The sequence below is a fragment of the Paenibacillus sp. FSL H8-0048 genome, from assembly GCF_038002825.1.
Classification (GTDB): domain Bacteria; phylum Bacillota; class Bacilli; order Paenibacillales; family Paenibacillaceae; genus Paenibacillus_AQ.
In genome coordinates, this window is sequence record NZ_JBBODF010000001.1 from 836,964 (window position 1) to 859,702 (window position 22,739).

A 22,739-nucleotide genomic window follows, 5' to 3' on the forward strand; every position below is an offset into this window, starting at 1 on the left:
TTAATCTACTTGTCCGGAAGCGTGCTGCTGCTGCCCGGAAGCTTCGGAATCTTCACGTTCACGGTTGTCCCATAGCCTAACCGGCTGTCAACGGTAAGTCCGTAGCCTTCTCCGAACAGATGGCGCAGCCGGTTATGGATATTCAGCAGCCCGATGCCCTGTGCCGATTGGCCGGTCAGGGCCAGCCCGTTCTGCTCCAGGCCAAGCTTGGACTGGAGGGCGGCCAGTTCCTCCGGCTCCATCCCCCTGCCGGTATCCGTGATGCGGAAGCACACATCCCCGCGCTCATCCAGACTCCCGGTAATCTGAAGGCTTCCGCCCTGATCCATCCGCTCCAGCCCGTGATAGACCGAATTCTCCACGATGGGCTGGAGAATCATCTTAGGGGTCTGCATACCCAGCAAGCTCTCCTCCACGTCAAGTGCCAGCGAGAATTTATTCTCGTAGCGGATCAGGATAATCTTCATGTAAGCTTGGATGCAGTCCACCTCTTCACGAATCTGCACAAGATCATCCTTCTTGATGCTGTAGCGGAAGATCTTGGACATGCAGTACGTAATTTGCGCAATCTCCCGGCTTCCGTACTCCAGTCCGATGCTGCTGATACAATTCAGCGTATTATAGAGGAAATGGGGGTTAATCTGGCTCTGCAGGGCAGAGAACTCCGCCTGCTTCTGGCTCAGCTCGGATTCGTATAGTCTGGCCTGGGTATTGAACATCTCCCGGGTCATTTCGTCCATCTCATCCATCATCCGGTTAATATCCTGGGCCAGCAGGCCTACCTCGTTGGTGAACCGGACTTTGATCCGGAAGCCTCTGTCCCGCCCGGCCACCTTCTTCATATCCATGACCAGCCCCATCAGGGGACGCATCAGATTGCTCATGAAGAAGCTGCCGGTTAGGATCATGCTGACAATGATGCCAATCCCCACAATAATGCTGACCCTGCGCATGGGGATCATATCGGCAGTGAGTTCCTGCACCGGGATCATACTGACCACCCGCCACCCGTCAGCCTGCTCCAGCCCCTTCACCTGAATGAGGACCTCCTTGCCGTCAATCGTTGCCTTTACCCCGTTAAGCAAATGGTTCTTATCCATAGACAGCACATCTTTGATCACATTGCCCCGCGCATAGGAATTGGTGGAGGCCACCACCTCGTCCCGGTTATTCAGGATGGACAAGGTGGAGTTCTCCGTTAATTCCGTATTTGCGACCAGCCCCTGCATTTTATCCATATTGACCATCACCATGCAGTAGCCCGTAATCTGTGAGAAATGAACACCGCCGATGGACTCCACAATCGGAGCAATATAGAAGAATTGTTCCGTTCCTGTCCGGTCATCCTTCAGAATAGCAGTGAACTTCCCCTTCTGGCGAAGCGCAGGATCGTTCTTGTACGGGCGGATAAAGCTGTCATACAGGTTGATATAAAAAATATCGCCGCTTGCAGAATCCTCGCTGGAGAGCCGTCTTCCCTGGAGGTCATTGATCATGATGCCGTTCACATAGGAATTGAAGGACCGCATATATTCCATCAGATCCAGAGCATAGGGAGCGCTGTCGAACGCCCTTTTGTAATCATCATCGGCTATAGTGAATTCCTGAATCAGCTTGCTGTTGACCGCGAAGCCGGTACTGATCCGGATATCATTGAATACAGAATCAATTTTGCGGCGGGTCTGCTCTATCATCTGGTTGCTATACGTGACCGCCCTCTTTTGAGTAAGCGTTGAGAAATTATAGAAGAAGTAAAATTCCATCACAGTGAATATAACAATGGAGCAGCAAAAGAACAGCCATAGCTGATGCTTCAATTTCACCTTGCGGGTCTTCATGGCCTGCGGCTCCGTTCGGCTTCCCTTTTCCTGAATTTGGCGGGCGTCATCCCGCAGTGCTTCTTGAACACCTTATTGAAGTAATAGTAATCTAAATAACCGGACTGGATGGCAATGCTCTCAATGGACAGGTCTGTCTGCTGCAAAAGCCCGCGCGCTTTCCTGATCCTCAGGTCAGCCACATATTCAGAGAAGGTTTTGCCCAGATTCTTCTTGAACAATTGGCAGCAATACACCTGATTGATGAAAAATTGGACCGACAGCTCCTTCAGATACAGCTTCTGCTCATAATTCCGGTCAATATAGGCGACCATCCGGTTGAAGCAGGAGAGGATATCCCCTTCCTGCAAAGCGCGGCTGTTCCCCTGCCGGATTACGGTAAGAACGTCATGCAGGAAGCTGCACAGCGACTCCAGGTCCTCGAACCGCTCCTTCAGCTCGGCATAATTCAGGAATTCAAGCTCCATGTCCATGAGCTCCTCTGAATAAGCGTTCGTCAGAAGTCCGACAGCCTGATTCCATAGGTAGACAACCTCGCTCATGCCCAGCTGATGAAGCCTGAAGTATTCCTGTAAGCCCAGGGTGTATGTCTCAATGCTGTCGTATTGATTACCATGAACTATAGAATGCAGCTCATCTATACAGGGCTTCACCAAGGGCAGCTTGGGATTATAGTGAACCGTGCTGGAAGCTTCATCCACGAATACCCGGGAGGCCGCCAGCTCAGCTTCCTTGATCAGCTTGCCGATCTGCTTAAGCCCGCTGCCGATGCTGCTGATCCCTACAACAGGAAGATCCGGGCTGCCCGCGGCCGCAGGCCATTCATCCGTAATTCCTTTCAGCTCACTCTCCTGCTCTGTGATCAGAACCGCCAGCAGGGTGCTTGCTCCGTTCTCTACCACCAGCACATGAACCGGCCGCCCGTCCAGTCTCAGCAGTTCAGCCGGCTTCGGCCGCTCTGCCTCATAATGGACAGCAAGCACCTGACAGCAGCCTGCACTCATGCCGGCAGGAAGGCAGCGCTTGATCTCCTCTTCATCTGCCGAGGTAAGCGCATCCAACAGAAGGTGATTGCGCGCCGCACTTCGCCGGGAGAAGTGCAGGGCGAGCTTCGCCAGGAACGAATCGGTCATATCCACATCCAGCGGCTTCAGGAAATAATCCAAGGCCCCGAAGCGCAGTGCTTCCTGGGCATATTCAAATTCCGCATACCCGCTTATAATGACGAATTCTGTGTCTATGCCCTGCGCTTTGGCACGCTTCATCAGATCGAGCCCGGAAATCTCCGGCATCCGGATATCTGTAACCACCAGATCCGGCTCCTGCAAGGCGATGGCTTCCCACGCCTGGGAGGCACTTGTGAATTGTCCCGAGATTTCAAAGCCATACTGCTCCCAGTCAAAGGCATTGCTGATCCCTCTAATCGCCCACGACTCATCATCTACAATAATGACCTTGTACATGGATGTCCTCCTGAACCTGTGAATTCATCTGAGCTTACCCGGCAAACGAAATGCGGATAAACCACTTCTTATCATCGTCGTGGTTTATCCGTATTTCAAGATTTATTTGGTATTTGCTTTGACTTCCCTGTAGTTCTTCACATTCTCATCCTGAACCGCCTTACCGCCGGCGTCCATATACTCCTTCACGAGCTTTTCGTACAAGGCATCGAACTCGGCCGCCTTGGCAACGATCAGCCGGTCAATCATCTGCTTGTTCATATCGCCCAGCGTCTTGCCGTACTTAATATTGGCTTCGTTCGGCACCCCGTAATAGAAGGAGGAATAGCCGTCTGTAGTATTAATTTTATACGATTCCATCGCGAGCTCCTCATACTGCGTATCCCCGGAGGCCAGAGCTGCGGCATAGGTTTTGACGTTCTTTTCGGTGTCGCCCAGCTCAGCGCCGTTAACAATCATCGTATAGTCCATGTTCAAATTACTCATCTGCATTTTCTCGCCGGTCTGTGCAATCCCTTGCGGGATGCCGTCTTTCAGCGTATGGTGAACGCCTTCTTCACCAAACTGCAGGAAGAACATCACCTCCGGGTCCGCCATCCAGTTCAGATATTTGACCGCCAGCTCCGCATTTTTGCTGCTTTTGGGAATGAAGGAGAAGATCCCGTTCTCATTATATACCTCTTTGAGGTATTTGCCTTCGGCATTCTTGAAGGTATCCACCGGAACATAGTGGGCATCCGGCGAGTTTTGCTTCAGCGGAACACGGATTTTCTGGGTCATCGGATAATCCCAGTTGGCGGCATAGAAGCCGACCTTGCCGTTGGTCACATCTGCATCCGCCTGCTTGGTGGTTTTGTCCAGGGCAAAATCGGGGCTGATCAGCTTCTCATTATACAGCTTATTCAGCCATTTATACGCATCCTTGTTGCCCGGCTTCAGCCAGTTTGGCGTGGTGACGAATTCCTCCTCTGACATCTGTCCCCAGAAGGATTGAACCAGGTTGCCGAAGGTGTAGTTCATGCCCGCTGCCGCCGTTGCCCAAGGAATGACGCCGTTCACATTGCCCGGATTCTTGTCGCGGAAGGCTACCAGTGTATTGTATAACTCATCTCTATTGGTCGGAAGCGGCATCCCGAGCTTGTCGAGCCAATCCTTACGGATGAACATCCCGTTCCAGGCCAGCAGGGTACGCTTACCCGGAATGGATACCTGCTTGTCGTTATATTTGCCGTAAGCGAGAACATTCTCCCCAAGATAAGCCTTCAATTGCTGGCCGTGGCTCTCCAGCAGCTCGTCGAGCGTGTAGAGGCCGTCGCTTTTGGCAAAGCGGGTGACCAGCGTCCCGTCATAGGTGAAGGAGATGTCCGGAGCCTGGCCTGCAGCCATTAATACGTTCAGCTTATCTACCTCCTGGGACCGGGGAACCGGTACATATTCAACAATGGCGTTATTCGCCTTGCCGAAATGCTCATTCACATATTTCGTCCAGAAATTATTATTCAGATCCGGCTGGCCCTGAACCCCTCTGTCGAACACCTCCACTGTAAGCTTTGCAGGAGGATCAGAAGGGGACTTTGCTGCACTCGACGACTCCGGCGCGGCTGTCTCTTTGCTCTCTTTGTCACTTTCGCCGCAGCCCGCTGCAACGCCGGCCAGCAGCACGGTGCTGCACAGAACGGCCGATATTTTCTTGATGCCTGTCTTCACGGTATACCACCCTTTCATCTCTTATCATGATAGTAATCCAGATTATAGCTTCCTTGCCCAGGCAGCTTCAACTTCCGCCAGCCAAGCATTCCCCCTTCCCTGGAGTGTACTGCATCAGCCCTTGATCGCGCCTGTCATTACACCGTCTACGAAATACTTCTGCAGCTTGGGATAGATCAGCAGAATCGGAATGGTGGTGAACATGACGCTTGCGGCCTTCAGCGACTCCGGCACAATGAACGAGCCGACACTCCCCTCGCCGCCCTGCTGGCTGTCGAGCTGCTGGTTGGCTGAGATGATCTGGTAGAGCTTGAGCTGCATGGGATAGAGCTCTTTTTTGGTAATATAGAATAAGGCATCCTGGAATCCGTTCCACCGGTCCACAGCATAGAAGAGGCTTAAGGTGGCAATCGATGGCAGCGAGAGAGGCAGCACAATCCGCAGAAGAATCCCCAGATCCGAGCACCCGTCAATGGACGCTGATTCCTCCAGACTCTCGGGAAGAGAGCTGAAGAAGGTTTTCAGGATAATCAGATTAAATACACTCATCGCGCCCGGCAGCACCAGACTCCATATCGTGTCCATCATCCCCAGGTTCTTGATCAGGATATAGGAAGGAATCAGACCGCCGCTGAAATACATTGTGAAGACCAGCGCGGACAGCAGGAAGTTTCTCCCCCATAGCCGCTTTTTCGTTAATGGATACGCCGCACAGATGGTCAGGAACATGCACACCACGGTGTAAAAAATCGTCAGGACAATACTATAGCCCAGCGTATACAGCATATCGGCATCGCTCAGAATCGTCTTGTACGTATCTACAGTGAAGTCTACCGGCCATAAGCTTACCTTTTGCGAGATAATCGCTTCGTTGGAGCTGAATGATAGCGCTATCATGTATAAGAACGGGACAATGCAGGTGAACGACAAAGCTACAATAAAGACTATAATCGCAATATCTGCTACACTTTTTTTCCGGCCAATCCTTCTGGTTCGTATCGTGCTTGCCGCTCTCACCATATCCCATCCTCACCCAATTTCTTCGCAATATAGTTGGCACCGATCAGCAGGGTCAGACCTACCACAGATTGGAACAGCCCGACGGCCGTTGCCTGGGAGAAGTCTCCCGAGCTGATACCGACTCTGTACACGAAGGTGCTGATGACATCGGAATATTCGCTGACCAGTGAATTCCCCATTACAAACGGGCGGTCGAACCCGATCGATACCATTCGGCCAATCTGAAGAATCAGCAGAATGTTAATCGTAGATTTAATGCCGGGCAGTGTAATATGCCACATTTTGCGGAGTCTGCTGCAGCCGTCCATATCGGACGCTTCATACAGCTCCTTGTTGATGCCGGTAATCGCCGCGAGATAAATAATCGTCCCCCACCCGATGTTCTGCCATACCCCCACCGTAATATACGTGACCAGCCAAGGGGTCTTCTGCGACAGGAATTCAATTTTTGACAGGCCCAGGCTATCCAGAAAAAGATTAACCATCCCGCTGTTTGAGAACATCAGATAGACAATCCCGCCGATAATCACCCAGGACATGAAGTGAGGCAGATAGAGAATCGTCTGCGTTAATTTCTTGAACCGGGGCAAGCGGACCTCGTTAAGCAGAATCGCCAGGATAATCGGGGCCGGGAAGCCTGCCACTAAATCCAGCACATTCAGAACCAGCGTATTTTTGAGGGCACGGTAGAAGCTGTCCTGCTGAAAAATAAACCGGAACACATCCAGTCCCACCCATTCGCTTCCACTCGTCCCCTGAAAAATATTGTAATCCTGAAATGCCATGATCAAGCCGTAAATCGGGGCATATTTAAAAATGGCAATGTACAGGAGCGGCAGCAGCAAAAGGATGTAGAGTAAGGCATCTCTCCTGATCCTGAGCCAAAAGGTGTGTTTTCGCGTGAGTCCGACTTGATCTTGCTGATTGTTTAAAACCGCTTTCATTTCTCCCATCCCTCCGGCTGTATTAAGGAGCTCTCTTGTTTTTCATTATAGTCACCCGGGGGAATTAAAAAATGTAATCGCTTAAATGAATTTGGTAAAAACTTAAAAGACAGCCCCGTGAAGGAGCTGCCTTAGGCTTCATTTCATAATCAGATCGATTCTGCCGAACAACAGCTTCACCAGCTCAGTGGGACCCGGTAATCCTGGTTGAAAAAGCAGCAGAATGGTAAGGCACGCCGCCCCAAAAGTAATGCCTGCAATAACCTTTCTTGCCTTCTTGTCCTTACTGCCCCGGAATTCAAAAATAATGATCCCGCATGCCAGCAGCAGAATCGCTATAATTATTGCCATTTTCATGCTTCCCACATCCTTGTATGGTTGCTGGAATTCAGGCGCAGCCTCTGTCAGTCAGACGATTGCTCCGGTATGCCTTGAGGCCCGGTTGATCTTCCGTTGCCGGTAATGCTCGTCTTGACAGATACCTCAACCTTCAACCCGGGATACATAGCCTCCCACTGGTCCTTCTTTGCCTTCCACTCCTGCGGGTATTGCTTGCGGAAGGAATCGGCGAATCTGTAAAAGTCGGTCTGCTGCTCTTTTTGTGACATATGGAGGGCTTGACCGGCGAACTCCTTCAGCTTCTCCAGCCATGCCTGCTTCAGCGCCTTCACCTTCGCCGGATCAGTCAGATTGGCATCCGTTGTATTCAGAACGACCTCTCCGCTCGCCACAATCCGGATCTTCATCTTCCATTCCCCGTTGACGATGCTAGGCTTCAGCATGGTGGTGATTTGTTTAGACAGAATCGAGAAGGAGCCTCCCTCACCCTCCAGAGATACAGGGATAACAATATTATTCAGCTCGTTGAGCATGAGCAATACTCCCAGGCTAACCGGCTCTTTTACCGTGAGGGAATAACGTCCGTGCTTATACAGACTCAACCCTTTAAGTGAGGGCGTTGTCGCATTCGGACCGTCATTTGGTTCCGGGGGAGCAATCAGAATACGGGTTAAGACGGCCGAACCGCTGGCTCCTTGAATGTCTTGGGCCAATTCCAGCAGAGTCACACGCGTGCCAAGGTTCATATTCGCCATTTCCCGGAGAGATTCGGAGGAGCTCCGCTCCAGCGGGTCCAGCAGGGCAAGAATATCCTTGGCGGAATCCAGGCTGGAGAAGATATACGCGTGTTCTCGGAACTGAGGATAACGGAGGAAGAAATCAACATATTCACGTAATCCCTTTTTCCCTGCCTCTTCACTGATCACAATGACCTCACAGTGGCCCCAGAACATATGGCGGGCGACCTTCCGCTGCAGCCGGTTCAAGGCTTCCGCAATGTTCACGCCTTCAGCAGTGCGGGTCATGGTGACTCCGCTTGCGCTCTCGCCTGCCCCGCCGCTCTCCGAGCCGCCGCTTCCTTTTCGCGGAATGAAGATCTGGGCCGTCAATTGCGCCTGGCCGTCCTTGTAATCCACGCCGGTAGCCAGCACGATCGCCAAGTCATTGATCTCCGTCCGGTCCCAGCATCCGCTAAGCAGCATGCTGCTTAGCAGAAGCATAACCATGGCTCTGAAGCCCCGCATTGTCCTCCCTCCTTATCTTCAGCCTTTACTTAGAAGCTTCAAGCCCTTCTTCAGCAGAGCCAGTCCATAAATTGCGGCAGGAAGCGCCACCAGGAACATCATTGTATATATGTTAGCCGAAGCACTGACAAGCGCAGCCGCCCCCGCAGCGCCGGTTACTACCCAGTAAGAGAACACCATGCTTACGAAGGCGAGCGGAATGACCAGCGGCTTATAATCGTCCAGCCCGAACCATTCGGCTGCAGAGGCGGCGAAGATATAGAGAAAGACAGAGATTTTGACAAAGATCCCGAAGATCCAGATGGCAATAATTAGCGCCTCTATATGCTGCAGGAAATCGGCGATCGTAATGTAACGTGCAGCAATCATCACCGGAAAAGTAAAGCTGTCTGTTAAATCGCCCATCAGCAGCAGGCAGAACAGATTCGTCGCGGTCATCGCCAGTGTCGTTGCGGCCAGCGAGGCGAACATCGTCCGGCCCAGATGTTTCTTATTGTTGACGTATGGCAACAGGAAGGCCAGCACAATATATTCGCTGAACCATGCCGACGGGGCTACCGAGCCTTTGATGACGGGAACCAGCCCGTTCTCCATGAACGGAAGCAGCTCGGGGGGATGAAGCTCACGGATCAGGAGCACAAAGATCAGGCAGAGCATCACCACCACCAGTGTGACGAACACCTGCGCGGTCCGGCTGACTATCTCAATGCCCCGCCTCACATTAATCGCACAGACTGCAACCATCGTCCCCATAGTGACAAGCAGCGGCGTCTTGGGAAGTGCATTATTCACAATGAACTCGCCGTATTCCAGAATAACCAGTCCGTTCAAATGGGGCAAAAAAAGCAGAAAGCCCAGTCCGATCAGCTTGCCCGGCAGCCACCCCGCGATCAACAGGCTGGACTGCATAATGGTCTTTCCGGGATACAGCCGGTTCAAGCCAAGCGAGATCCCTATGACCGTTACTCCAATCAGTGAGCCCAGGATGGGCGATAACCACATATCATGCCCCGCATAATGCATGGTGATCCCGGGGACAGACAGAATAGCTGTAGCGAGAATGGAGGGAAAGACCAGAAAGGCCAGCTGGGTAACCGATATTTTCCCTTTGTCAGTCAACATAAGAATCCCCTTCTCTGGTGAAATCCGGCTGCCGTCATTTGCTCCGTGGCTGGGAGATCCACAACACATCCTTCAAGGCCTTGCTGAACGTCGGAGCTGCCGGTGACAGATAGGGCCTGCCGAACGAACGCAGACTGCTGAGATGAATCACCACCAGGATGATGCCGAGCATAACGCCGATCAGCCCCAGCGTGCCTGCCAGAATCATCATAGGGAAGCGCAGCAGCCGGGTTGCGATACTGGCTGAATAACGCGGAACCATGAAGGAAGCAATACCCGTGATCGCTACAATAATGATCATCGGAGCAGAGACAATTCCCGCAGTGGTCGCAGCCTGGCCTATAATTAATGCACCCACGATACTTACGGCGGAACCTATCTGCTTTGGCAGCCGGACGCCGGCCTCCCGCAGCGCCTCGAATGCGATTTCCATAATGAGCGCTTCCACCAGAGCCGGAAAAGGAATCTCCTCTCTCGCCCGCGCGATGCTCAGCAGCAGCACGGTCGGGATCATCTCCTGATGGAAGGTGGTGATAGCTACGTAAGCTGAGGGGAGCAGGAGCGACAAGGCATAGAAGATATACCGGAGCCAGCGGACAAAAATACTCATGTAAATATTCTCGTAGTAATCCTCCGGGGATTGGAGCATGGAGAACATGTTGACCGGGGCAATCAGACTGAAGGGCGTCCCGTCAATCAGCAGTGCAAACCGGCCCTCCAGCAAATTGGAGACCACCACATCCGGGCGCTCCGTGGCAATCATCTGCGGAAACGGCGAAAAAGGCTGGTCAATGATGCCCTGTTCAATATACTGGCTCTCCAGCACATCCTTAATATTCAGCCGGCTTAGCCGTTTGTTGACTTCAGTGACCAGTCCCGGCTGGATAATGCCTTCCACATACACGAGGGTGACCTTCGTATTACTGTACTCTCCAATAGTGCAAGAGTGCAGCTTCAGTGCTGGCGTCTTAAGCCGCATACGCAATAGAGACTGATTCGTAGCCAGAGCTTCTGTGAAGCCGTCACGGGCACCGCGCACAGTGGATTCAGCCGCCGGTTCTTCGGGGGTCCGGGTGGGGACCTTGTATAACGGATAGCCTTTACCCGAAGCCTGGCCGTCCAGCAAAAGCACAGCTTCACCGTCCAGAATCGCTGTAACGGCTTGTTCTACGGTTCTAATCCGGTGAATCGAGGCGACCGGAACCTCTGCAGACCATTCCACTGCCGGTTCAACTGCAAGGCCGGTCTGCTCCAGCGGTACCAGCAATTGCTGCTCTAACCGCTCCGTATCACATAATCCTGTACAGTATACACAGAGTGCGGAAGTACGATGAATTGTCTGGAACGAATGGAACACGACATCCTCACAGCCATCAAAAACTCCGCGCAAAAACAGTTCATTCTCTGCCAGCAGCGGGGTCAGCCGGGTCTCCGGTTCTGCTTCTGTTGCGGTATTCATCTATACTCCCTCCCTGCTCTAACCTTTGAATTTCATATTCATAGTAATGTTATCCTGTGCTAATGGGGGGGGAATTATGCAAGCCCGGCCTTCCAGGCTTCCCGGTTCAATTCGCCATTCACCGCAGCAGCAGCCACTGCGCCTGATGCGGCAGCAGCGATAGATTGATGCATCATGGTGGCGGCATCCCCGGCGGCGTATATCCCAGGTACGCTGGTCTGAGCGAACTCGTTAACTTCAAGGACGCCCATCTCGGTTATCCCGCAGCCCAGGGATTCCGGCAGATCCGTTCCCGGAGCCAGCTCGGGCTTGAAGAAGATACCGCTACACGGAATTTCTGTTCCATCGATAAGCTTCACATGATTAACCTTGCCCTCCCTGGAAGAAATCTCACGAATCGGGGCATCGTATAATGGGATATCGTGAGCTCGCAATTCCTCGCGTTCCGCTTCTGTGAGCTCATCGGGTCCATTCGTGCAGACCGCGAACTGCTTCGTCCAACCGTATAACAACGGTGCCAGATGCATGAGTGCAGCCCCTCTGCTGATGACCACCAGCGGCTGATCTCTTAATTCCCAGCCATCGCAGTACGGACAGACAAAGGCGCTTTTCCCGTACACCTCGGCAAGTCCCGGAATGTCCAGCCTGCGATCCTTCATGCCTGCGGCGAACAGCAGCTTCTTGCTGGTAATCTTAAGCCCTGAAGCTGTCTCCAGCAGGAAGGCTCCATCCTCGCCAGTAACAGACGTTATGGTATCTTCAATATGAGAGACGGACGGATAAGCCCGAAGTTGCTCGATGGCAATCCGCCGGAGTTCAAACGGAGCAATCCCGTCCCGGGTCAGGAAGCCATGCGCTTCCCGGGTGACCGCATTACGCGGACGCCCGGCATCTATAACCATCGTCCGTTTGCGTGCCCGGCCCAGCATCAGCGCAGCATTAAGCCCCGCAGGCCCTCCTCCGATAATGACTACATCAGCGTTCGCTGTATCTGATACATTTACATTTGCTGCTGCATCAGCGTTTTCCAGGTTCTTCATTTTGTAATTCCTCCTTGTGTGTGGTGGGTGTTAGGTGGTGTGCGGGTGGGTGACGGCGGGCAATTATCGCAGATATTAGAGACTTCTGTAGTCTGCAATTATTGCAAAAAAATAGACCCCGCATCTCCATCGTCCACATGTGTCGCCAATCTGTATTGCACAGCTGTATCTACCAATCTGTAATGAACATCTGCGCCGGCCAATCTACATGGTCCACTCTACATCACCTATCTGTAATACACATCTGCATCACCTCAATTAAAGACTATGTGTGTCTATAATAACTTCGAATTTAAATGATGTCAATTGCAGTGATTCTTGGCTTTTGCTGATTGAACAATTAATAGAAGGATTGTACACATCCAGCTCACACCACCCCGCAGTCTGCAAGGGGCTGGCAGTGAACTTTGCGCTTGGATAGAGGATGAAACTGGGATATGTAGGTTTGCTGGAATGCATTTAGTTGGATTTTCTCCACTTGCTGAGGAACGTATGGTCCACGCTGGAGAAGCAATTGGAAAAACGGCACTTAAATACTTACACTTTACCCGAAACGGCCCAATCCGTGAGCAGCAGTTGCTGTTTTTCCACTTGTTTCAGGACATTCCTCAGAAAGCGGGAAATTAAGATACGTATATCCATTTATTTGCCGGCAAGGCAGAGGTGGCTTAATCACATCCGCCTTGTTCGCACCGGTATTCACCTTCCGCCGGCCGGTTATGCCTGCAAATAACCGATAATCTCCATCTTGCCGCCTATTCTGGACTGAAGTTCTCTAATCTTACGTTCCTCTGCCGCAAAAATCACCGCTGTCGCCGGCCCCCCGGATGCCTGTAGCTTATCGGCTATTCCAGGCACCGGCTGGAAGCCGCAGCCGTTCAGCTCCGCGAGCAGCTCTGATTCATATCCTGCTCCCTTAGATCCGACCGGGTGAATGTCATGGACCTCCGGCGCAGCTGCCAGAAGCTGAAGCTGCCGGATGGTACACTGGCTTGCTTCCTGCTCCAGAACAGCGCTTCCTACCAGCAGTTCGCCCAGCATCACTATACAATCCCCAATACGTGAACACCCCACCTTCAACTGCGTCTCATCCGAGTCCCCAATCACAGTGATTCCGATACCGGTCTGGCAGGTCACGAAATTATCCTCGGTACTGCCGTTCACGTGGGCGGCAGTCAATCCGGCTTCCTCAAGCAGCTTGCGGATGCCCCGGATAATCTCATTTCCTGTAGGCTCCTTTTCTACCGCCAGGGTATCGATGACCGTTAAGACCTCCGCCCCCACAGACAATACCTCCATTACTGCAACTCTGGCCGCATAATAGCCTGCAACAGCAGGCGGGGTCTGCACGGCATCCATCGGCTTATTCCCGATGCTGGCGCTGGAATCACAGCCGATGACCAGCAAGCGGCCTCCCCCTCTCCGCACTATAGTCAGATCACGGATTCGCTGAACTTGCGGTTTCATAGTTTTGATCCTCCTGTATCTTTGTCGTTCCCGTTCCTCAGTCCGGCCCGGTATTCGCTCGGCGGCATACCGGCAGCTTTGCGGAATTGCTTGGAGAAATACAAGGCATCATTGAAGCCGACGGAAGAGGCCACTTGTTCAATCGTCAGCATGCTGCCCAGCAGCTCCCGGGCCTTGTCCATTCTGATTTTTAGCAAAAACTGCTTGGGCGACAGGCCGGTCCGCTGCTTGAACGCCTTGGATAAATGCACCCGGTGATAGCCGAGCGAGGACGCGAGATGATCGATGCTGATCTGCTGATGGTATTGCAGCGAGATCCAGCGGATCGCCTGGTCGATCTGCCGGTCGATCATCTCCGGCATCCCGGACGGATTCGGCGGCAAGGCGCTTAAATTATCCCGTCCGAACTGATGCAGCAGCAGCCGTGCCCAGCCTGACGCCTCCAGACTCTCCAGCCGCGGATATGCGGATTGCTTGAATGACAAGCGGATACGTTCATATAAGCTGTGCAATTCAGGTACGTTGCCGGAAGACAGAAAGGGCTGCTCCCTGGTAATGCCCACAGCTCTAAGCAGATCCAGAACACCGATCCCCTGCAGGGCTACCCACGCATAATGCCACGGAATATCCGGGTCAGCCTTATAGCTGAATAAGGACCCGGGCATAATCACGAAGGTATCTCCCGCCCGGCACTCGGCCGTGAACATCCCGCACTCGAAGAGGCCTCCGCCCTCCAGAACGGTATGTATTAAGTAGAAATCATGTACGGACGGTCCAATGGTATGTCCGGGAAGCGGTCTCCCCTCGCCGCTGAACAGCACGGACATATCCTGCTCATCCGGCGTCAGGTTAATGGCCAGAGTGAACTCGTAATGATCCGGATTCATGCAACATTCCTCCATATCTATCTTGTCTTTCTCCATAGGCGGAACTTCGGTTCTATTCTATAGTGATTATAGATGAAACAAGCGAAAAAAGCTTCTGAAACCTAATATCCCACAACCAACAGGAGGTTAGACTCTTATGTCTAAAGTTACATTTATCGGTGCCGGAAGTACAGTATTCGCCAAAAACGTCCTCGGAGATATCATGGCTACGCCCGCTCTGCAGGGCTTCGAGCTTGCCCTATATGATATCGATCTGCAGCGACTGAATGACTCTGCCAGCATGCTCCAGAATCTGAAGAAAAGCAGCGGCAGCACGTGTACCGTCAGTATGTATACCGACCGCAAGGAGGCGCTGCGCGGTGCCAAATATGTAGTGAATGCCATTCAGGTCGGCGGGTACGATCCTTGTACGATTACGGATTTTGAGATTCCCAAGAAATACGGCTTGCGCCAGACGATTGCAGATACTGTAGGCATTGGCGGCATCTTCCGCAATCTGCGCACCATTCCGGTTATGCTGGATTTTGCAGCGGATATCCGTGAGGTGTGCCCGGATGCGCTGTTCCTGAACTATACGAACCCGATGGCCGTACTGACGAATGTCATGAACACCTACGGCGGCGTGAATACTATTGGACTCTGTCACAGCGTGCAGCAGTGTATCCCTGGATTATTCGACCACCTCGGCATTGACAAGACAGGGGTTCAAGCCAAAATCGCCGGCATCAACCACATGGCCTGGCTGCTTGAAGTCACCAAAGACGGCGAGGACCTGTACCCGGAGATCAAACGGCGTGCGGCCGCGAAGCAGCTTGAGCCTCACTACGACATGGTCCGCTATGAGATGATGCTGAAATTCGGCTACTACATTACCGAGTCCTCCGAGCATAACGCAGAGTATCATCCGTACTTCATCAAGCGGAACTACCCGGAGCTGATCGAACGCTTCCAGATTCCGCTGGACGAATATCCGCGCCGCTGTGTGGAACAGATTAAGGACTGGGAGCAGATGCGCGGAGATCTGGTAAATAATCAGGATCTGACACATGAGCGTTCCCATGAGTATGCCTCCTACATCCTGGAAGCCATGGAGACGGATGTGCCGTTCAAGATCGGCGGGAATGTGATGAACACGGGCCTGATCACCAATCTGCCGCGCGAAGCCTGTGTCGAGGTGCCTTGCCTCGTGGACAGAAGCGGCGTAACGCCAACCTTCGTGGGCGATCTGCCTCCGCAGTGCGCAGCGCTGAACCGGACCAATATCAACACCCAACTCCTGACTATCGAAGCCGCTATGACCCGCAAAAAGGACCATATCTACCACGCCGCCATGCTGGACCCGCATACCGCCGCCGAGCTGTCGATGGACGACATTGTCAACATGTGCGATGATCTGATAGCGGCTCATGGTGACTGGCTGCCGAAGTATCAATAATTTCCAGCCTATATTTTAGGGGTACCTCCATAGCAAAGGCAGCAATCCTCCGTAACAGGGGAATTGCTGCCTTATATTTTTGAACTGCGCTCGTTTGCAGAACCATTTATTTCACATAAATTTTAATTTGATTAGGTGCCGTTCTCGCAAGAACGCGGTAGCCTTCTGCAGAAGCGGTTGCCACTCCGTTCTCACCAGCCAGACAATATCCGTTCACCTGACAAGTTCCATCATCACGGACCAGCAGCTTGCCCATGGTTCCTACTGCTACCCACTCTGGACGATCAATCCTCGGCACATATTTTTGAGAAGGGTTGAATTGGGGATTGACCGCAGCCGCCTTCACAGAATGTGCATGTGCGAGAACATTGCCCTCGCTGTCTGTCACGGCCTCTACTTCCCGATCTTCATATCTAACCCTGCCCCATTCATCTCTTTCATATTTGCCTTTCCAGTTCAAGGGGCTTGCATCGCCAAGGACAGAGGGCTTTGCACTGACCACGCCCAAGATATATTTGTCTGCCGGCGTTGCTCTTCTTACCCGCTCCCCATCGGTGGTCACAAAATAACCCGGCTCCATCGGCAATCCATCCACCGTTTCAAACATTTCGGCATAATCTGCCCCAGGATTTATTACGGTGCCTTGAAGGTATAAATTCCCGGTAGAACCCTGAAGAACAGCAGCCAGGTCAGGATTGCCTGGAGTACCATTGGCTAAGTGCCAGGAACCGGGGTATAACGTCTGACCAAAGGAACCCATAATGTGAGCTTCAAAGTGTTCTTCAAGAACAACTGTAGAATTACCTTCAGCATGAGAGTTCTGAGCACCTGCAATTGTAGAAGAACCTTCTGCATGAGAAAAGTTTGCATTCGCCTCAGTGAACGAACCTTCTGCATGAGCAGAAAGCCCATTGGCCTGAGTGAAGAAGCCTTCTGCATGAGCAGCACCATCAGAAGCTACAGTCAGGTAGCCTTCGGAATGGGCGTAATCACCACTTGCAGTGCTCTGATTACCTTCCGCATGTGAAGCCACACCCGAAGCTGTCGTCTGCGCACCCTCAGCGTGAGCTTGAGGTGCGGAAGCAACAGTTAAACCTCCTTCAGCGTGGGCAGCGTCACTGATTGCATAGGTCTTGTAGCCTTCCGCATGTGCGGCCGGTGCTGTGGCAAGTGTTCCATTTCCTTCGGCATGGGCCGTATCCAAAAATGCAATGGTCTGGTACCCTTCCGCATGAGCCGCAGAAGCACTGGCCGTGGTCTCAAACCCCTCGGCATGAGAAGCAAAGCCGCTGGCGGTAGTGGAGTTCCCCTCTGCATGTGAGCAAGATCCGGAAGCGGTCTGATTGCATCCTTCATCTGCCATAAGCCATTCCTCCTAATATTGTGGTTTTTATGGTCCTGCCCTACACAATATTGCGGACTTGATGGAATGGACACGGCATGTCTCCCGGGTACAAAACACTATTTATCGGACCGGAGAGATCTTATCCCCGCGAAAACGCGACCTTTTGCAGCGTAACGGACTCAGGCGACCTTATAGTCTCTCTATGCGTTTATGCCTTCTCTGCAATGTATTTTCACCCCAATGTGAGCCATCTCCGGCTATGATGCTCCTGCACCTCAACCGGGGTATCGAAGAAATCACTGAGCACCCCGGATTTCAGACACTCCGTCGTCTTGTCCGCTTTGTAGATTTCCCCTTTCTTAACCAGCAGGGTATGCGTGAAGCAGGCAGTAATCTCCTCGATATGATGGGTCACATACAGCAAGGTAGGGCCCCCTTCCTGCTTGGTGATCTTCTCGATCATCTGCAGCAGCTGCTCCCGCGCAAAAATATCCAGTCCCGTACAAGGCTCGTCCAGGATGAGCAGATCAGGATTTGCAATGAGCGCCCTGGCGATAAGAATTTTCTGGCGTTGTCCCTGTGATAAGGTATCATATGTGCGCGATGCCAAAGCCGAACAATCCAGGAATTCCAGCAGATCCTCTGCCTGCTTCAGGTCCTGTTCTTCTGTCTTGTCGTATAGCCCGATCGTGGCAAATTTGCCGCTCAGAATGATGTTCAGTGCCGTCTGATGGCCGTACAGCTTCTGCTGCAAAGAGGTGCTGACCCAGCCGATCCGCTTACGCAGCTCTCTCAGGTCCACATCGCCGAAGCGGTGGCCCAGCACCTCTACCTGTCCCTCTGTCGGCCAGATGTAGCCGTTCACAACGTTCAGCATGGTCGTCTTGCCTGAGCCGTTCAGACCGACTATGCACCAGTGCTGTCCCTCATGTACCTGCCAATTCATATCGTGCAGAATCATTGTCTGCTCACGCCGCCAGGATACCTTTTCTAGCGATATAATCATGTTCTTGGTGTTCCCCCCTGCCCTCATAGTAGTCTTTAATGAAATATTATAGCAGCTCAACGAACCCTGCGCTTCCATCTACACGAATGCGTTGCCCGTCCTGAATCCGCCGGGTAGCATTTTCAACACCTACCACTGCCGGCAAGCCATACTCGCGAGCGATTACGGCACCGTGTGTCATCAGCCCGCCGACCTCGGTGACCAGGCCCTTAATCGACACGAACAGCGGCGTCCAGCTGGGGTCTGTAAATGAGGTGACCAGGATATCTCCTTCTTCCAGTTCTGCCTCCTCCATATTAAGGATTACTCTAGCCCGTCCTTCGATTACACCTGTAGAGACAGGTAGGCCTGCCAGGGCGCCGGGCGGAAGATCCTTCCGTCTGTACCGGCCGGACAGGATTTCCCCCTCTGAGGTGATGACACGCGGCGGCGTAAGCTTGTCGGCGAATTTGAACTCGTCCTTGCGTCTCTTAATCAGCTCGGCATCGAATACACCGGTGCGAACGGCCTCATATAGTTCCTCGAATTGTAGATAGAAAATATCTTCCCTGTCATGAACAAGGCCTGCTTGAACGAGCTGGTCCGCTTCCTTCATAATGGCTTTTTTGTATACCAGATAGCGGCTGACCATCCCGTATTTCGGATATTCGCGGTATCCGATGTAATGCCGGACCAGCTCAATCCGTTGTCTGGTTGCCAGCACCTTGTCGTCCCCATCCTGCAGCAGCTGCAAGCGTTCTATGATCTCCCGCTCCTTCTCCCGGACTTCCTTAAGTCCCTGCTGGAACTTCTGTCTGCCGGCCCCCGGCGCGAACTGCCGGATATTGCTGAGAAGCATCGGAATTAGAATCGCCGGGTTCTCGCTCCAGCGCGTTCGGGTAATGTCAATTTCCCCGGTGCAGCGCATCCCGTATTTGCCGAGATACTCTGTCAGCGCTGCATAGGCAGCTTGCCCGCCTTCTATCGCAAGGAGTCCGGTCAAGAAATCCCCGTCTTGAACGTGCTGCTGCAAATAATCGGTCACCTGCGGAAAAGGACGGATGACATCGGCCACATCAAGCAACGCAAGCCCCATGGATGAGGTAATGTTGTTGTCCACCGATTGCGATAAGGTATCTGCTGCGTTGATTTCGCCGAGCCATTCCTTCAAGTGCTCATTCAGCCAGGCCGAAGCATCCATAGCAGCCATGAACACTGCTGTACTGTGCGGATCGAACAACAGCCGCTTGAGTTCCTTCATATCCCCACGGATAAAATCAAACATTTCCGCGCCGGATTTTCCTTGAATGGCCTGCTTCAATTCGCCAACCGAGGCTTCGTTATTCTTAATCAGCTCTGTAACGATGGCCGGATCAGACTTGAGCGGGTCTTGCTCCTGGGGAGCGGGTATGCCTGGTTTGCTTGTACCGGGACTGGCGGCGGGTTGAAGCTCTGGCGATACGGGTATGAAATCCTCGCGTTCAAGGATCGTCAGCAGCGAATCTTTGACTAAGGGATCGGACTTCCCGAGCGTATCAATAATCGACTGTCTGGCTGGTGAGGCCAAATAAGCGGTGACATCAACGAACAGTCTGGAACCGGCTACCCGCATAGGGGCAGGAGTAACCATCAGGTGAAAAGACAAGCCCAGCGGCTTCATTGCGTCTGTCATCATTTGCCCATGGCCGACCGAGATGTAAGCACGGTTCTCCGAGTCCCCGGAATCAGGGATGGGATATAGCGTTGTGACCGGCCGGCTCTGGACGATAAAGAAGATATCATCGGCCAGGCACCATTCGATATCCTGCGGAGCTCCGAAATTGGCCTCAATCTGTCTCCCGATCCGGGCGAGCTGCACAATCTGCGGTTCCGTAAGCGTCTGCGCTTCCTGCTGCTCCGGGTCAAGCTGCCGGATTTCCGTCCCGCCTTCCGGTAACGCGTAGACCGCCAGCTTTTTAGAGGTAATCCGCTGCTCTACGATGTTCTCCCCCCGCACCTTATAGACATCCGCAGATACCATGCCCGAGACGAGCGCTTCCCCCAGACCGTACCCGGCTTCAATCGACAGCAGCTTGCGGTTATTCGTGACAGGATCGGCAGTGAACATAATACCTGAGACCTGCGGGACGACCATCTGCTGCACAATGACAGATAAATAGACCTGTCTGTGATCGTAGCCCTGCTGCATGCGGTAGATCACCGCACGATCCGTGAACAGCGATGCCCAGCATTTGCGGATGTGCTCCAGAATGGCGTCCAGTCCGACAATATTCAAGAACGTATCCTGTAGACCGGCAAAAGACGCATGCGGCAGATCCTCTGCCGTTGCACTGGAGCGAACGGCATACGCCTGATCGTCTCCAAGCCGGGATAGCCGCTGCTTCACAGCTGCTGCAACTTCGGGCGGAATCTCGGATTCTTCAATCGTCTCGCGTATCGCTCTGCTGATGTCCTTGATCTGTGCCGGGTCTTGGTCTTTGGCTTGCAACACAATTAACCGTTCCAGCAAAGCATGATATGCTTCATTATGCCGGGTAGCTTGCTGATACCCCTCGGTTGTTACACAGAACCCCTCTGGTACATGGATGCCTTCCATCCGGGACAGCTTGCCCAGGTTCAGCCCCTTTCCGCCAACCAGCAGCAGTGGTGCATGGTCCATTTCTTTTAATCCGAGAACGAGTGATTCCATTCCAATCTCCCCTAACTTGTGAATTAGAACTTGTGAAGCGGAAACATATCGGGCGAGAAAAAGATTTGACATCCTCATGTCGGCATGTTATGATAAAAATATAAGATGACTTTTTTATGTTCTCAATTAGTTTTAAATAGTCGCAGTTGATTATATCATCGTGTATGTATAGATGCAATACGAAAGAACCCGGGCGCATGTCCGGGTTCTTTTTTTGAATTCTATTTCTCGCTGAAACGGTACTGTCCTTTAGTAGGATGGCAATGCCTTTTCCACTTGGTAGAATAGCTATGTGGTGGAACCACCCTTGCCCAGCCTAGTTATTTCGTCCGTAGTAGAGCTTCAGATTCGTTACATCTACCAGATACAAGATGTCGATGCCCTTTGGACTACGGTCTACCGCCAGCCGTTCAACCGGAATACCCGGTGCAAGCGAGCTCTCGGTCCAGCCTCCGCCGCTATTCACTGCCATGAATGCACGGTCTGTACCGCTGCTTTTGACATAATAGATTCTGGCAGCTGTACCGGACCAGGTCACATCGATCGCCGCGTTGGTTGGAGCTGCGTTATAGACGGTCTGCAAGTTCCAGCCTCCTGTACCGTAAGTCGCCTGCTTCACAGCAAAGCTGGTGCTGCCCTCCTCACGGTAACGGTAAGCAATGACCGGATGCCCCGCAGAGTCAAGCGTCATCTTGGCACTCTGTACTCCCGGACCACCGGGATCGCTGCCGCTCTGCACATAGGCTTCGCTTGGCGCCATAGGCTGCACAATATCTGCCGTAGTCAGCGAGACCGGCGCTGTAACCGGAGTTCCGTCTGCTTTGCTGAATACGCCCGTGGACGGGCTGTACTTCAGATAGGACAACTGATGGCGCAGCGGGCTGGCGGCAAAATACGCCCACTCGAACAAGATATGCAGATCGCCGTTCGCATCAAAGACCAGGTCATCCGGATAGACAGACCGGTTCAGATGCGCCGCAATGGTCTTGACCTGAGTCCATACGGAGTCGGCATTGTTCCAGCGCAGCAGAACAGCCTCTCTTTTGCCAGCCAGGTCTTTATCGACACGCACTAGCAAATACAGATCTCCATTCGGAGCAGTCGTCACTACCGGATAGGTTACCGTCATGCCTGCGGGCAGCTCGTCCGAGTGGTTCTGCGGAATCCCGCCCACCGTATCTGAGCGGTAATAGCGCCAGGGATTGCTGTGCATCGAAGCAAAGACGTGGAACCGCCCGCTCCCGTCTCTCGCGATAGAAGGCTGGTTATGCCCGAGATCATCCAGATATTCCGCCGGCGTTGTCCCATCCATGAGCGGAAGCTTGCTCCATAGACCGTCGTTGTCTCTTCTTGCAATAGCTACCGTATGCTTGCCGGGGATAGACCCCGGAGCATTATAGGCCAGATAAGCATACTCATAGCCCAGCCCATAAGTGGCAAGTGGAGACCACCAACCGGCCTGATTACTGGAATCCATCGGAAAAGGCACCTCCTCCAGCACAGCCGCCGCGCTCCCCGTCCCCGCAGGTACTGCGGTAAACAGCAGCGTCATCACAAGAGCAAGCATCCAGTGTTTGATTGATTTCGGGTTTCGGTTCTTTTGTAACTTACTGATCTGCTTCAACTATTTACGCCTCCTTTATCTCATCGACTTACACAAAGACATACTGAATTTAAATGTAAACGCATACATTCCTCTCCGGCCCCGCCTCCCCTTTCAACAACTATCCAGGTATTAGTGTTCTTGGTGCTGCT

Annotated in this window: 17 protein-coding genes; 1 reads left to right on the forward strand and 16 read right to left on the reverse strand. The window is 52.7% G+C overall.

The genetic code is table 11. The features are described from left to right. Positions 1 to 5: 5 nt before the first annotated feature. The 12 genes from NSU18_RS03660 to NSU18_RS03715 form a co-directional block, all read right to left on the reverse strand. Entirely contained in the window at positions 6 to 1,838 is a 1,833-nt protein-coding gene (locus NSU18_RS03660) for a cache domain-containing sensor histidine kinase (protein WP_341148254.1), read from the reverse strand. Continuing rightward, complete coding sequence (locus tag NSU18_RS03665) at positions 1,835 to 3,301, reverse strand: response regulator (RefSeq protein ID WP_341148255.1); 1,467 nt, start codon at positions 3,299 to 3,301, stop codon at positions 1,835 to 1,837. The genes NSU18_RS03660 and NSU18_RS03665 overlap by 4 nt, the downstream gene beginning before the upstream one ends. 102 nt (positions 3,302 to 3,403) lie before the next feature. Continuing rightward, a complete protein-coding gene (locus NSU18_RS03670; RefSeq protein ID WP_341148256.1) occupies positions 3,404 to 5,026 on the reverse strand; it encodes an extracellular solute-binding protein in 1,623 nt (540 codons plus the stop codon). Positions 5,027 to 5,122: 96 nt separating this feature from the next. Beyond that, positions 5,123 to 6,028 carry a carbohydrate ABC transporter permease gene (locus NSU18_RS03675; RefSeq protein WP_341148257.1) on the reverse strand — a complete coding sequence of 302 codons (906 nt, stop codon included), beginning with the start codon at positions 6,026 to 6,028 and terminating at the stop codon, positions 5,123 to 5,125. Then, entirely contained in the window at positions 6,022 to 6,972 is a 951-nt protein-coding gene (locus NSU18_RS03680) for an ABC transporter permease (RefSeq protein WP_341148258.1), read from the reverse strand. The genes NSU18_RS03675 and NSU18_RS03680 overlap by 7 nt, the downstream gene beginning before the upstream one ends. A gap of 138 nt (positions 6,973 to 7,110) precedes the next feature. Continuing rightward, the gene (locus NSU18_RS03685; protein WP_341148259.1) at positions 7,111 to 7,329 is read right to left on the reverse strand and encodes a hypothetical protein; all 219 of its coding nucleotides are present in this window, start codon (positions 7,327 to 7,329) and stop codon (positions 7,111 to 7,113) included. A 47-nt stretch (positions 7,330 to 7,376) separates the two neighbouring features. Beyond that, positions 7,377 to 8,555 carry a Ger(x)C family spore germination protein gene (locus tag NSU18_RS03690; protein WP_341148260.1) on the reverse strand — a complete coding sequence of 393 codons (1,179 nt, stop codon included), beginning with the start codon at positions 8,553 to 8,555 and terminating at the stop codon, positions 7,377 to 7,379. 18 nt (positions 8,556 to 8,573) lie between these two features. Then, positions 8,574 to 9,677 carry a GerAB/ArcD/ProY family transporter gene (locus tag NSU18_RS03695; RefSeq protein ID WP_341021862.1) on the reverse strand — a complete coding sequence of 368 codons (1,104 nt, stop codon included), beginning with the start codon at positions 9,675 to 9,677 and terminating at the stop codon, positions 8,574 to 8,576. Positions 9,678 to 9,711: 34 nt separating this feature from the next. Continuing rightward, positions 9,712 to 11,136: a spore germination protein gene (locus NSU18_RS03700; RefSeq protein WP_341148261.1), complete on the reverse strand. Its 1,425-nt coding sequence runs from the start codon at positions 11,134 to 11,136 to the stop codon at positions 9,712 to 9,714. A gap of 74 nt (positions 11,137 to 11,210) precedes the next feature. Further along, positions 11,211 to 12,176, reverse strand: coding sequence for an NAD(P)/FAD-dependent oxidoreductase (locus NSU18_RS03705; protein ID WP_341148262.1), 966 nt, complete (start codon positions 12,174 to 12,176; stop codon positions 11,211 to 11,213). 717 nt (positions 12,177 to 12,893) lie between these two features. Further along, the gene (locus tag NSU18_RS03710) at positions 12,894 to 13,643 is read right to left on the reverse strand and encodes an AIR synthase related protein (protein ID WP_341148263.1); all 750 of its coding nucleotides are present in this window, start codon (positions 13,641 to 13,643) and stop codon (positions 12,894 to 12,896) included. After that, entirely contained in the window at positions 13,640 to 14,530 is an 891-nt protein-coding gene (locus NSU18_RS03715) for an AraC family transcriptional regulator (RefSeq protein ID WP_341148264.1), read from the reverse strand. The genes NSU18_RS03710 and NSU18_RS03715 overlap by 4 nt, the downstream gene beginning before the upstream one ends. Positions 14,531 to 14,666: 136 nt before the next feature. Here NSU18_RS03715 and NSU18_RS03720 point away from each other — a divergent pair, with 136 nt between their 5' ends. Further along, entirely contained in the window at positions 14,667 to 15,965 is a 1,299-nt protein-coding gene (locus tag NSU18_RS03720) for an alpha-glucosidase/alpha-galactosidase (protein ID WP_341148265.1), read from the forward strand. A gap of 106 nt (positions 15,966 to 16,071) precedes the next feature. Here the strand turns inward: NSU18_RS03720 and NSU18_RS03725 are convergent, their stop codons facing one another. From NSU18_RS03725 to NSU18_RS03740, 4 genes are all read right to left on the reverse strand, one after another. Continuing rightward, a complete protein-coding gene (locus tag NSU18_RS03725) occupies positions 16,072 to 17,328 on the reverse strand; it encodes a peptidase G2 autoproteolytic cleavage domain-containing protein (RefSeq protein ID WP_341148266.1) in 1,257 nt (418 codons plus the stop codon). 214 nt (positions 17,329 to 17,542) lie between these two features. Continuing rightward, positions 17,543 to 18,316 carry an ABC transporter ATP-binding protein gene (locus tag NSU18_RS03730; protein WP_341148267.1) on the reverse strand — a complete coding sequence of 258 codons (774 nt, stop codon included), beginning with the start codon at positions 18,314 to 18,316 and terminating at the stop codon, positions 17,543 to 17,545. Positions 18,317 to 18,362: 46 nt separating this feature from the next. Further along, complete coding sequence (gene ppsA / locus NSU18_RS03735) at positions 18,363 to 20,984, reverse strand: phosphoenolpyruvate synthase (RefSeq protein ID WP_341148268.1); 2,622 nt, start codon at positions 20,982 to 20,984, stop codon at positions 18,363 to 18,365. 316 nt (positions 20,985 to 21,300) lie between these two features. Then, complete coding sequence (locus NSU18_RS03740; protein WP_341148269.1) at positions 21,301 to 22,608, reverse strand: BNR-4 repeat-containing protein; 1,308 nt, start codon at positions 22,606 to 22,608, stop codon at positions 21,301 to 21,303. Positions 22,609 to 22,739: the final 131 nt, after the last annotated feature.

Excerpts from the sequence above, each read along its gene's own strand:
- NSU18_RS03660 (WP_341148254.1), bottom strand. The coding sequence starts at position 1,838 with ATGAAGACCCGCAAGGTGAAATTGAAGCATCAGCTATGGCTGTTCTTT.
- NSU18_RS03665 (WP_341148255.1), bottom strand. The coding sequence starts at position 3,301 with ATGTACAAGGTCATTATTGTAGATGATGAGTCGTGGGCGATTAGAGGG.
- NSU18_RS03670 (WP_341148256.1), bottom strand. The coding sequence starts at position 5,026 with ATGAAAGGGTGGTATACCGTGAAGACAGGCATCAAGAAAATATCGGCC.
- NSU18_RS03675 (WP_341148257.1), bottom strand. The coding sequence starts at position 6,028 with ATGGTGAGAGCGGCAAGCACGATACGAACCAGAAGGATTGGCCGGAAA.
- NSU18_RS03680 (WP_341148258.1), bottom strand. The coding sequence starts at position 6,972 with ATGAAAGCGGTTTTAAACAATCAGCAAGATCAAGTCGGACTCACGCGA.
- NSU18_RS03685 (WP_341148259.1), bottom strand. The coding sequence starts at position 7,329 with ATGAAAATGGCAATAATTATAGCGATTCTGCTGCTGGCATGCGGGATC.
- NSU18_RS03690 (WP_341148260.1), bottom strand. The coding sequence starts at position 8,555 with ATGCGGGGCTTCAGAGCCATGGTTATGCTTCTGCTAAGCAGCATGCTG.
- NSU18_RS03695 (WP_341021862.1), bottom strand. The coding sequence starts at position 9,677 with ATGTTGACTGACAAAGGGAAAATATCGGTTACCCAGCTGGCCTTTCTG.
- NSU18_RS03700 (WP_341148261.1), bottom strand. The coding sequence starts at position 11,136 with ATGAATACCGCAACAGAAGCAGAACCGGAGACCCGGCTGACCCCGCTG.
- NSU18_RS03705 (WP_341148262.1), bottom strand. The coding sequence starts at position 12,176 with ATGAAGAACCTGGAAAACGCTGATGCAGCAGCAAATGTAAATGTATCA.
- NSU18_RS03710 (WP_341148263.1), bottom strand. The coding sequence starts at position 13,643 with ATGAAACCGCAAGTTCAGCGAATCCGTGATCTGACTATAGTGCGGAGA.
- NSU18_RS03715 (WP_341148264.1), bottom strand. The coding sequence starts at position 14,530 with ATGAATCCGGATCATTACGAGTTCACTCTGGCCATTAACCTGACGCCG.
- NSU18_RS03720 (WP_341148265.1), top strand. The coding sequence starts at position 14,667 with ATGTCTAAAGTTACATTTATCGGTGCCGGAAGTACAGTATTCGCCAAA.
- NSU18_RS03725 (WP_341148266.1), bottom strand. The coding sequence starts at position 17,328 with ATGGCAGATGAAGGATGCAATCAGACCGCTTCCGGATCTTGCTCACAT.
- NSU18_RS03730 (WP_341148267.1), bottom strand. The coding sequence starts at position 18,316 with ATGATTATATCGCTAGAAAAGGTATCCTGGCGGCGTGAGCAGACAATG.
- ppsA (WP_341148268.1), bottom strand. The coding sequence starts at position 20,984 with ATGGAATCACTCGTTCTCGGATTAAAAGAAATGGACCATGCACCACTG.